General features: G+C 49.2%; 10 protein-coding genes. 2 read left to right on the plus strand and 8 right to left on the minus strand.

All coding sequences use genetic code 11. From position 1 onward, the window contains the following. Positions 1-9 precede the first annotated feature (9 nt). The 7 genes from WH46_RS22200 to WH46_RS22230 form a co-directional block, all read right to left on the minus strand. Complete coding sequence (locus WH46_RS22200; protein ID WP_046228395.1) at positions 10-750, minus strand: metallophosphoesterase family protein; 741 nt, start codon at positions 748-750, stop codon at positions 10-12. 25 nt (positions 751-775) lie between these two features. Continuing rightward, positions 776-1,741 (minus strand): metallophosphoesterase, encoded by a 966-nt coding sequence (locus WH46_RS22205; protein ID WP_231584398.1) that lies wholly within the window; start codon positions 1,739-1,741, stop codon positions 776-778. Positions 1,742-1,832: 91 nt separating this feature from the next. Then, positions 1,833-2,621, minus strand: a complete 789-nt coding sequence (locus WH46_RS22210) for a DUF3891 family protein (protein ID WP_046228396.1) — start codon at positions 2,619-2,621, stop codon at positions 1,833-1,835. A 56-nt stretch (positions 2,622-2,677) separates the two neighbouring features. Continuing rightward, positions 2,678-3,475: an AAC(3) family N-acetyltransferase gene (locus tag WH46_RS22215; protein ID WP_017814198.1), complete on the minus strand. Its 798-nt coding sequence runs from the start codon at positions 3,473-3,475 to the stop codon at positions 2,678-2,680. Between the two features lie 113 nt (positions 3,476-3,588). Further along, a complete protein-coding gene (sdhB, locus tag WH46_RS22220; RefSeq protein WP_017814199.1) occupies positions 3,589-4,377 on the minus strand; it encodes a succinate dehydrogenase iron-sulfur subunit in 789 nt (262 codons plus the stop codon). A gap of 101 nt (positions 4,378-4,478) precedes the next feature. Next, positions 4,479-6,221, minus strand: coding sequence for a succinate dehydrogenase flavoprotein subunit (sdhA, locus tag WH46_RS22225; RefSeq protein ID WP_046228397.1), 1,743 nt, complete (start codon positions 6,219-6,221; stop codon positions 4,479-4,481). Between the two features lie 128 nt (positions 6,222-6,349). Then, positions 6,350-7,018 carry a succinate dehydrogenase cytochrome b558 subunit gene (locus WH46_RS22230; RefSeq protein ID WP_046228398.1) on the minus strand — a complete coding sequence of 223 codons (669 nt, stop codon included), beginning with the start codon at positions 7,016-7,018 and terminating at the stop codon, positions 6,350-6,352. A gap of 332 nt (positions 7,019-7,350) precedes the next feature. Here WH46_RS22230 and WH46_RS22235 point away from each other — a divergent pair, with 332 nt between their 5' ends. Next, positions 7,351-8,319 carry a LysR family transcriptional regulator gene (locus WH46_RS22235; RefSeq protein WP_017814202.1) on the plus strand — a complete coding sequence of 323 codons (969 nt, stop codon included), beginning with the start codon at positions 7,351-7,353 and terminating at the stop codon, positions 8,317-8,319. A gap of 129 nt (positions 8,320-8,448) precedes the next feature. Here the strand turns inward: WH46_RS22235 and WH46_RS22240 are convergent, their stop codons facing one another. Continuing rightward, a complete protein-coding gene (locus WH46_RS22240; protein WP_046228399.1) occupies positions 8,449-9,795 on the minus strand; it encodes a TrkH family potassium uptake protein in 1,347 nt (448 codons plus the stop codon). 306 nt (positions 9,796-10,101) lie between these two features. Between WH46_RS22240 and WH46_RS22245 the strand changes: the two genes are divergently transcribed. Further along, positions 10,102-12,153 (plus strand): CPBP family intramembrane glutamic endopeptidase, encoded by a 2,052-nt coding sequence (locus WH46_RS22245; protein ID WP_052714339.1) that lies wholly within the window; start codon positions 10,102-10,104, stop codon positions 12,151-12,153. The last annotated feature ends 100 nt before the right edge of the window (positions 12,154-12,253 follow it).

Consider the following 12,253-nt stretch of genomic DNA (forward strand, 5'->3'; position numbering starts at 1 on the left):
TCCCTGAGCTCAGGTCTGCAGTCCCCGGTACACACCGGTGCGCAGCTCCTTGATATAACAATCCAATGCAGGAATCCCTGCTGCCCGCGCATCCGCTACTGCCTGTTCAATATCGTATGGCACACGGGCGAATTGCAGATAATAAGGCGATTTCTCGTCAGACAGATAATCTCCTTCCAGAATAGCATAAGATGCCTCCGGCAGGTCGAGCGGATTACCTACACTCCCTGTATTAAATAACATTCGGCCTTCCAGATACTGCAAATATGCATTATGAATATCTCCATAACCTACGATATCCGGCACTCGTGGCGTTGAGGTCTCTTCACCGGGTACAGGAGCAAACATCGCCAGGCGTTGTTCCAGCAAATCCCACGGCTGCACACGCTGGAATACACTTTCCGGCGATGCATGTACGAGTGAGACCAACCGACCGCTCAGCATAAAATCATGTCGAAGCGGTAGTGAATCCAGATAATCAAGACGCTCCGTACCCAGACGCTGCGCATGCCAGCCAAACAGCTCGTCATCTCCGCTCATCCGTACAATCAGTTCTTCCCAGTTGCCGCGAATTACGACTTCGCAGCGCTCTCGTACACTGTCGGTAATACGGACAGTATCCGGTCCTTTGCCGACAAGATCTCCCAGACAAAAAATACGCCGGATTCCGCGGCGTTCGATATCCTCCAGCACCGCCTGCCAGGCAGGATAGTTGCCATGAATATCAGATACAAGTGCAATGCGTTCCATCGTTTTCCTCCATTTCCGGCGCTGCTTATTCCGGCTTTCTTTTCAGGGTAAAAATGGTCAATTCCGGACGGCACATAAAACGGACCGGCAGCTGGGACATGCCGATCCCCCTGTTTACATACAGCGGCAGCTGCCGTGTCGGTCCGGCCTGATACCAGCCCATAATATATTTGCGTGATCCTCTTGGTGTAATAACCGCTCCGAACATTGGCAGCCGAATCTGGCCGCCATGACTATGCCCGGACAGCTGCAGATGAAAATTCAGCTCTGCCGGTATACGGTCGGCATAGTCGGGTTCATGCATCAGCAGAATCCGGCAGGCTTCTGCGGGTATGCCTGCTGCTCCTTTATGTATATCCGGATTGCCAAGCAGCTGATCATCCAGACCGGCAATCGCCAGTACGCCATCTTCCCGGCGAATCTGATGATGATCATTCATCAGCAATCGGAATCCGCCCTGCTCCATCATACGCGATACAGCGAGTGCATCCTGCAGATAGTCATGATTGCCAAGCACTGCATATTGTCCGAGTGGAGCCTTCATCCGCCGGAGCGCTCCGATACCGGGCTGCAGGACAGATGAATCGTCATCGACCATATCACCGGTAAAACAAATCATATCCGGTTGTTCCGCCATAATGATATCGGCCAGTTTTTCCAGATCCTTGGCATGATTGCCCAGTCCAAGATGCATATCGCTAAATTGTACCAGCTTCATCCCATTCAGACTGGGTGGCAACTGTGGCAGTTCCAGATCGATATATACTTTTTCCAGCCAATTGGGTTCACCAAGCCATGTATAGCCAGCTCCACCTGCGCCCAGTGCTGCCAGCGCAGCGGCACTTCCTTTGAGAAATTGTCTGCGTGTCATTGAATATAGACCAGGCTTGATCAGAGAACGAACTCTCCTACGGCCTGCTGCATTTAGTGTGTATAGATCATTCAGGCGAGGCCCCTCCTTCTCCGCTTGGCTGTCTTCAGCTCTATTCATTACAGACAGACCTGCCAGATGCTCAGGTCTGTCCATCCATAATGATTATTGTGCCGAATCCTGCAGCCTTCGTCAAATTCGGGATTACCAGTCACTGCAATTCATTTGCCTGCGCCGCCTGGAACGTAATCGTGAGCTGCTGCTCTTCCGCTGCTTCATAAGCTTCCGCCAATCCGGACTGCTGAATCTTCTCTTTGGATACTTCACGATAGATCAGCTGCACCTCGAACGGCTCGCGAAAAGGAAACGGACTCAGCTTAATCATACCCGGCTCTGTCCATTCCGGCATAATGGTCTGATGATCCGTAACATCGAGCTTTTTGCCGACCGCAAATCCGTCTTTCCACCAGTCCTGTTCCTCGCTCTTGTTAACTCCAGGTTCATTGAGACAGGCATACAGTGACAGATCATCGCACAGCTCCAGCACGGAGCGGTGATAAGCCAGCTCGTCATCCGCCGGGGACAGCTGCTCACGGATGCGTTCCTGACGTTCTTTTTCCTCCTGCAGGAAAGCCTGGCAAAATGGATCTTCCTCGCCATAGTGGCTCACCAGCGCCGTATAATGCAGGCTTGCCAGTAATGCGCCATACGCGCTCATTTCTTCCAGCTGGCTAATGCCATACCGATAAAAGACCAGCTTGGCCGGTTCCGGGAAATTCATAAATGTAAATGGTTTTTCCTCCGCGTCATTCCATACCGGAATCTGATCCAGCGGAATCCATCCTCGATCATGCTGTTCACAGCCCAAAAGCACCTCATCCCAGCGCTTCGTATCCCGAGTTGGACCCGAATCCATATGTCGTGAGAATTCTCCGGATAATCGTGCATGATCATGTTGCCGGATCATAATAAAAGAGTGTTCGCGTTCTCGGCATATCATAGCCATAACCCCTCTCTACCTGCATTATGTAAAAGATTTATATCTAATATATATCCTTAACGATGCGTTTCCAACCAGCCTGCTGCGTAATCGACCAGTCCGCGCTGGGATAACAGACGTGCATTGGCGCTGCCTATTTTTCCCTGTTTCCATAGATGCGGACAATCCGCTTCAAAGTCACTGCCAATCCGGTCAAAATCATCCGAATCAAAATTGAGATCCTTGAAGCTGATCCACTGTTTGCCCGATTTCGTCATGACCGGTGCATTCATCTCGATCTCCTTTTTACCATGCCAATCGGCCATGAATTCGGCGAGATGGATAGAGGTGTTGGTCAGATAATCGGTACCCAGCATCAGTACATGACCATCTGCATCATACAGCTTCTGCAGCGGCGAAGCACTGCCCAGCCCATAGTCCAGACTATGATCTTTCATCCATTCCTGAGCATGACGTCCATAGGCGGCAAAAGAGACGTGGGGATGATTGCTGCGGATGACGCCTTTTTGCTTGCGAAAAGTTTCTACGATTACGCCCATTCCCGAAGTGACGGTAAAGTCAGGGTCGTAGGCAGGTGTACTCTCGCAAATCAAATCCCACCACTTGGGATCGGCAGGCGGGTATTTCCAGAGCTTCGGATGGGTAAGCTGTGAAGTCTGTGTAGGCACCATCAATGTACCTTCCTCTCCAAGCACTTGCTCCAGCGCCAGAATAACGGTCTCTGCCGCGCCGGGAATCCATCCTCCGATACTTTTCAGGGACGAGTGCAGCAAGATATTCATACCTTGCGTTACGCCCAGTGTCCGGAATTCGGCGACTAACTGATCAAAACTAATCGGTCTTTCACTAATCATATGTATTCCTCCACTAATCATATGTATAAAAAAGCGGGCTTCGCGTTATACGCGTCACCCGCTTGTTCGGAGCAGAAGGCTGCTCCTCCTATAATGCTGCTGGCTGCAGTTTATTATACACTCAACCAGCGCTTGAACATACGTTTGTTGGTTTCTTTGTTCAGATCGGCAATCGAAGTCGTGAGCGGAATTCCTTTTGGACAGGAACGCACACAATTCTGTGAGTTACCGCAGGCTTCGATACCGCCTTCACCCATAATAGCATCCAGACGCTCTTCAGCGTTCATTTCACCTGTTGGATGTGCATTGAACAGACGAACCTGGGACAACGGCGCAGGACCCATAAATTCGGTTTTGTCGTTCACATTCGGGCAAGCTTCCAGGCAGACACCACAGGTCATGCATTTGGACAATTCGTAAGCCCACTGGCGTTTGTTCTCTGCCATGCGTGGACCCGGACCCAGATCATACGTGCCGTCGATCGGAATCCATGCTTTGACCTTTTTCAGAGCACCGAACATACGGCTGCGGTCGATAACCAGGTCACGAACAACCGGGAATGTTTTCATCGGCGCGATCGTGATTGGCTGCTCGAGCTTATCAACCAGTGAGGAGCAGGCCTGGCGCGGCTTGCCATTGATGACCATAGAACATGCGCCACAGACTTCTTCCAGACAGTTGGATTCCCAGCATACTGGTGCGGTATCCTTGCCTCCACTGTTAACCGGATTACGCTGAATCTCCATCAGCGCACTGATTACGTTCATGCCGGGACGGTATGGTAATTCGAACTCTTCCGCATAGGATGGGCCATCCGGCTTGTCCTGACGGGTAATCACGAATTTCACTTTGCGGCCTGTTTGCTGTGTGGTTTGATTCTCAGTTGAAACTGCTTCCGCCATGGGTAATGCCCCCTTCTATCATTCACATTAATCTGAGTGTTCATTCGATATACTCACGACATGTCAATTGCATTCAAGCGACAGTTCCATAAAAACTTAACTTAGCTCTTGGAATAGTCACGTACACGAGGAGGGATCAGGGACACATCGACTTCTTCATACGAAATCTGCGGTCCATCCGGTGTCCAGGTGGCTTTGGTTGTTTTGAGGAAGTCTTCATCGTTACGTACCGGGAAATCAGGCTTGTAGTGGGCTCCACGGCTCTCGTCACGCAGCAGCGCGCCAAGGGTCATCGCTTCGGCCAGCTCCAGCATATTCCACAGCTGACGGGTAAAGGCTACTCCCTGGTTCGTCCAGCGGGAGGAGTCATTCACGTCAATATTGCCGTAACGTTGTTTGAGTTCCTTAATCTTATTTATCGTCGCTTGCAGCTTATCATTGTAGCGTACAACCGTCATATTATCAGTCATCCACTCGCCAAGTTCCTTGTGGATCACATAAGCATTTTCTTTACCATTCATGCCAAGCAGACGCTCGTATTTCTCTTCATGATGCTTGCGTGCCTGATCATACAGACTCGTTGGCAGATCAGTAGAAGATTTTTTGAGGCCTTTTACATATTCGACCGCTTTCGGTCCGGCTACCATACCGCCATAGATGGCAGACAGCAGGGAGTTGGCGCCCAGACGGTTGGCACCATGATACTGGTACTCACACTCGCCGGCAGCGAACAATCCCGGAATATTGGTCATCTGGTTATAATCGACCCACATGCCGCCCATGGAATAATGGACTGCCGGGAAGATCTTCATCGGAATCTTGCGTGGATCATCGCCCATGAATTTCTCATAGATTTCGATGATTCCGCCGAGCTTCACATCCAGTTCTTTTGGATCTTTGTGGGACAGATCCAGGTAGACCATGTTCTCGCCATTGACGCCCAGTTTCTGATTGACACAGACATCGAAGATTTCGCGGGTTGCGATATCACGAGGCACCAGGTTACCGTAGGAAGGATATTTCTCTTCCAGGAAGTACCATGGCTTGCCGTCTTTGTATGTCCAGATCCGTCCGCCTTCACCACGAGCCGATTCGGACATCAGACGCAGCTTGTCATCACCGGGAATAGCTGTCGGGTGAATCTGGATAAACTCACCGTTGGCATAATGTACACCCTGTTGATATACAGCGCTTGCTGCAGTACCCGTGTTAATAACCGAGTTGGTCGTTTTGCCGAAGATAATACCGGGACCACCACTCGCCAGAATAACCGCATCTGCACCAAACGTAACAATTTCCATGGAGCGCAGATTTTGTGCAGCGATACCGCGGCATACGCCTTCGTCATCCAGTACCGCATTCAGGAATTCCCAGTTCTCATACTTGGTTACGAGACCAGCTGTCTCCCAGCGGCGCGCCTGCTCATCCAGTGCGTACAGCAGCTGCTGACCGGTAGTTGCACCGGCAAAGGCGGTACGGTGATGCTTGGTGCCCCCGAAACGGCGGAAATCCAGCAGACCTTCCGGTGTACGGTTGAACATAACGCCCATACGGTCCATGAGGTGAATGATACCAGGTGCAGCATCACACATCGCTTTGACCGGAGGCTGATTGGCGAGGAAGTCACCACCATATACGCTGTCATCAAAATGCAGCCATGGTGAGTCGCCTTCCCCTTTGGTATTAACCGCACCGTTGATACCGCCCTGCGCACATACGGAGTGCGAGCGCTTTACCGGTACGAGTGAAAATAAATGAACGTGAACGCCGGCTTCTGCCGCTTTGACGGTGGCCATCAGACCGGCCAGACCGCCGCCCACGATGATGATATTGGATGTTGCCATAAGAAATTACCCTCCCCTTTAACCTGCTTGCCCCTGAACGACTGTGAATACGGTTTGCTATCTAACCTGACAGTCCTGTTGAATACTGTTTAGGATAAGACGAACCTATGACACAGCGGTAGGGTCATTTATGCGATAAAATGACGAATGCTTTGAAATGCAACGGTTGGGTCTTGGAAATCCATATTACGGAATGCTACCAGAGACAGAACGAACATAATCGATACGATCACAAACAGCGCCATACAGATGTATGAAGATACGCGCTGCGATCTTGGGCCTACTGTGATTCCCCATGTAACGAGGAATGACCAGAGACCATTGGCAAAGTGGAACGAAGCCGCTATCACACCAATCGTATACAGTACGAATGTAGCCGGGTTGGTGACGATATTATGCATGATGCCGCCCAGCTGCTCATGCGTCACATTGCCAAGTGCAACCTGGAAGCGAGTGTCATATACGTGCCATGCGATGTAGATAAAAGTAATTACACCGGTTACACGCTGGAGCGTATAGCGCCAGTTGCGCTCATTTCCAAAATGAGCATTGTTCGGCTTGGCCTGGTATGCGATATACAGACCGTAGATGCCATGATAGAGCAGTGGAAGAAAAATAAAGAAGGTCTCCAGAACAAGTACAAGTGGAAGACCGTTCAGAAATTTCACTCCGGCATCAAAAGATTCCTTTCCTCCTTCGTAGGCGGAAAAGTTGGTGATCAAATGCTCCAGAAAAAATAAACCGAGCGGAATGACCCCGAGCAGTGAATGCAGCCTTCTGGCGTAAAAGCCTTTCATGAATGACGTTCCCCTTTCCTAATAAGAGCGTTTTCATATCGACAGGCATATTAAAATGCCGCCTAGACCCGGATGGACAGGCAAGTATCGGACCTCTATCCATCCTTGCTAGGAAGTTCCCCATCTTCCGTAGCTTTACAGCTTGTTCACGACTGTAAATAAGGAGTCGTATCATGCAATATCTTTCTTCCGTAAAAAGATATTCACATAACGTTCGTATGTGAACAAGTTGTGTCGCTTTTTATGTTACTCTAATTTGGCTTATAATGGAATTGCAATATAATTATTAAATGTTATAACTTTTTTGCATAAGAGAGGAGATTATTTCCCAGATGATAGAAGATTTAGATGTTTTTGCTGTCGTTGTCGAGCAATCCAGTCTGAATCAGGCCTCGAGGCTACTGAATTTGTCACAGCCTGCACTCTCCCGCAAAATAGCCAAACTGGAAGAACAGCTGGGTGTCGCTCTGTTTAACCGCAACGGCAAACGGCTGGAGTTGACCGCTATCGGCCGGCTCACCTACACATACGCTCTGGAACAGCGCCAGCAGCAGCTGCGTTTCCTCCAGAGCCTGAACCGCTACAAGTCTGAAGATCAGACAACTGTTACGTTTGGAGCCAGCTTGACTACACTACAGACCACCATGCCGCCGCTGGTGCGCAGCTTTACAGAGAAGCATCCATACGCGGAGGTCAAGCTGATTACAGGCAAGACGCATGAGATTGTCAATGACATTCGTGACAAACGGGCTGATATTGGTATTGTCGCTTCGTCTATCCATGAGTCGGGCTTGGTCTGCGCACCGCTTTTTGACGACCATCTGGAATTGGTATTACCCAAAAACCATGCCCTTGCTGACAAAAAGCAGCCCGATATGCAGGATCTGCAGGGGCTGCCGATGATTATGTTCTCCAAGGGTACGTGGTACCGCAAATTGATTGATGATGTCTTTCACCGCTATATGGTGATGCCTGATCTGCGTATGGAGATCGATTCTTTTGAAGCGATTGTACGGCTGCTGCCGATCTGCATGGCAGCGGCGCTGCTGCCTCGCTCCTATATTGGTGAACAGCTGCTATCCAGCAATGAACTGGTCTCACTGCATATTCCTGAGCTGGAGCAGACTCGCCGGACAACCTGCCTTATTTATAATGAAGCGGCCGAGCTGGGATCTGCTGCCCGCCAGTGGATTGCCGATACTACTGCCCGGTTTGATGATTCCTCGCGTATGATCAAGGACGCGAATATCCGTGTAGCTGATACGGCCCCCCGGTTGGAAAATGAAGAATGGTCGCCTTAAGATGACTTTCCTTTATAAAAGATCTATCGTTCATCAAAAAATCCCGGCAGATCAGGAGCATTACTGCTGCTCCGATCCTGCCGGGTACTCGCTATAGAACCTATGTCCAGTCTGCTATGCAGTCTGTCATCAACCAATCATAATCTTGCCTTCGGCATACCGGAAAGGCTCTTTCTCCTGCTTCGGTGCCAGTGCATACGCCAGGGTAATCAGTCCCACACGTCCGGCGAACATTAATAGACAGATCAGCAACTTGCCTACTACCGTCAGATGCGGTGTCAGCCCGAGTGACAGACCTACCGTACCAAACGCAGAAGTGGCTTCGAATAATACGGTAAGAAAATCTGCTCTCTCTGTCATGCTGAGAATCATGGTTGCTGTAATAACCAGTACAAGCGCAAGAATGATAATCGTAAGTGCTTTGAAAATGCGTTCTTGACCCAGACGGAATCGGAATAGAACCACATCCTTACGTCCACGCAGCATAGCGAATACCGCACCAAACATTAACAGAAACGTTGTTGTCTTGACACCGCCTGCTGTAGATCCCGGTGAACCACCGATAAACATAAATATAATCGTAAGCATCAGAGTAGCTTGCCGCAGCTGGGCTAGATCGAGCGTATTGGCCCCGGCTGTACGAGTTGTGGCGGAATGGAATAAGGATGCCCAGAACTTGCCTCCCCAGCTTAATTTGCCGAGTGTACCCGGATTGGTAAATTCAAACAGGAAAACAAGCACAAATCCGGTTGCCAGCAGAATGCCCGTCATTAGCAGAACCGATTTGGTATGCAGGGACAGTCTGCGATTTTTGCGGAATTCAATCAGATCGGATAATACAACGAAACCAAGACCACCCAGTACAATAAGCAGAATCGCTACTAGATTCATCATTGGATCGGTCACATAACCTGTTAGGCTTCTGTATTCGCCAAATAGATCGAATCCTGCATTATTAAACAGGGATACAGCATGGAAAATTCCGAAAAACACAGCCTGACCCGGAGGATAATCCATCATTAATCGCAGACTGAACAGCAGCGCACCTACGAGCTCAATAGCAAAAGAATAATATAATACTTTTTTGATCAAACGTACGATGCCTTCCATGTCCCCTTGATTCATTGATTCCTGCAGGATCAAGCGCTCGCGCAGTGAAATTCTGCGACGGAATACCAGGGCGATCAGTGTCGCCATTGTCATGAATCCAAGACCGCCGATCTGGATCAGACACATAATGACCGTCTGACCAAATGTTGTAAAAAATGTCCCAGTATCCACAACTACCAGTCCTGTTACACAGGTTGCCGAAGTCGCGGTAAAAAATGCATTAAAGAAATTCATTCCTATCCCGTTTTGATGCGATTCCGGCAGCATCAGCAACGCGGTTCCCAGTAAAATAATGATTGCATAACCCAGCGCCAGAATACGCGGCGGCGTCCATGCTTTTGTATTTCCTTTTAATTTCAAATTCATCTTCACTTATGTACACCTCTGTTTATCATCTTAATTAATAGCAGATACAGGTAGCTGCAATCGGAATTTATTCCTATCAAATTTCATTCTCCTATATTTGTACTTCTGTATATTTAACCAGACGTCTATTGATTATACGCTCTGACTCCTTAGACCACAAAGCTATTTTGCAATAGTTTACAGATTACGCTAAACTTGCATTATCTGCGCCTTTTGTCACGTAACACCCGAATCCTTTCTTTGATCCAATACGTATGGGCTGGTAGTTGAACGGACAAATTACATGATCGCACCAAGGAGGACATTATGAACCCAACAGGCAAGCCTGTGCAGCTCAAACCCAATTACAAGATACTGAGTATTCTGGCAGTCATCGCTCTGGTTATCTTTTTATTTACCCAGGTGATTCCGCTGACTGCTTCGGAGACGCTCGAAGTGGACCAGACCAATGTAATCAGTCAGGACAAGGCAATAGCCAGTGCCGATGCATTCAAAAATAATCTGCCACTAACGCCCGAAATGATCAGCAAGCTGCACTCCCCCAAAGCCAGCTATCATACCGACTCTGAGCTGAGCGGCTATGTAGCCAAGGAAAAATTAAGCCAGCAGTACAGCAAACAACTGGAAAAGCTCGCTCCCTATGATATATTCCGTGTACATTACAAAGCAGGCGGCTACCTCTCTTCCGTAGACATCGATGTACATATGAATACCGGAAAAGTAGTCGCTTTTATGATCAAGACCGATTCGAATACACCGATGGATAACAGCAATCCATTGTCACCCAAACCGTCTTCTATTAATGAAGGCAATATGACACTGACACAAAAGGTCGAACAGGCCCGCCCTCTGTTGAAAACAATGGGCTATGATCCTGCTTCACTAGAGCTTCAGACCGATGGAGAATTTGGACTTGATTATACACTGCGTGATGGCGGCAAGCTCGGTGAAGCCCAGCTGCATCTCAAATTTACTTTTGAAGAAGGCGAACTGCGTTCGTTCCAGCCGGTACTGACACCGCCTGCTTCCTACACCCAGTATATTGAAAAGCAGACTTCACTCGCCTACTGGCTGACCTTTGCCGGTTATGGACTATTCACACTGGTGCTTGGTGTGCTGGCGATTGTGTTCGCTTCATTGAAACGCAAGCATACTTCCTTTAAAAGGGGAATTGTGCTGTCCCTGATCTACTGTGCGGTATCGGTGATCAGCGTTGTGAATATGTGGCCTTATTTTGAAGCCAGCTTTGGTAGTCAAGATTATGGTGTATTCATGACACTGTTCCTCGTAGGCCTACAGCTGATGCTGAACGTATTGATGGCTGTGCTGCTCTACTTCTCCCTGGTCGGCGGCGATGGCCTCTGGCGGGAACGCGGCATGAATATGTGGCCGCGCTCCAAAGAGGTAGGCTATGGCAAGTACGTACTGCATAGTGCAGCACTCGGTTATCTATTCGCTATTATTTTGCTGGGCGTGCAATCGATCATCTATCTGGTACTGGAAAATGCACTTGGTGTATTCTCGTCCAGTGATGATTCCAGCTCTCCTTATAATATGGCGATACCTGCGCTGCTGCCACTGCTCGCCTGGATGGCCGGCATTGGCGAAGAGGGCGTATACCGACTATTCGGGATCGGTATGCTGAAAAAACTGCTGCGTAATACCTTTGCCGCTTCGGTGATTACATCGATCATCTGGGCGCTTGGTCATACGCTGTATCCGATCTATCCGGTCTATTCCCGTCCGGTGGAACTATTGATTATCGGACTGCTGTTCAGTCTGGTCTTCCTGCGCTACGGCTTTATCGCTGTCGTATTCGCTCACGTGATGTTCGATACGATCCTGATGTCATTCAGTCTGATGACTGTCGGCGGAGCAGGCAATATTGCGCTAGGTATTTTCTATATTATTATGCCGGGTATTATTGCGTACATTATCTACCTGTTCACTCGCAACAAAGGCGTAGACAACGCGTATCCACCGTATACGCCACCGCAGCCGGGAATGCCGGTCTATACACCAACAGGGCAGCCGGATCTCGGACAGCCGCCGCATTCCTATTACAATCCTGGTGCGCCAACGCATCATGGACAGGGACTGCCGACTGATCCGAGCCGATTCCATCAATATCAGGAACCACAGGCTCCTGCTGCACCGGTACAGCCACCTGTCCATAACGGTGAAGTTGAACATCCACAACATCCAGATCATTCGCAAACTGTTAATCTTACCAAGCAGGAAGACACTTCTTCTGCATCATCAACCGAGCCGGTGAAGCCAGACACGGAACACCAGCAAGGATCTGTAGACCCACTGACACCACCTGACGATGATACAGACAAATCATCGAAATCATAAACACAAAAAAGAAGAGTAGCCGCTATAAACTGTACCCTTTGTAAAGGACATTTCAAAAAAAGGTTAGGACACGTGAAGAAGCTGTTGCCTGTATGTTGCA

The organism is Paenibacillus dauci, assembly GCF_000971985.1.
GTDB classification, from domain to species: domain Bacteria; phylum Bacillota; class Bacilli; order Paenibacillales; family Paenibacillaceae; genus Saccharibacillus; species Saccharibacillus dauci.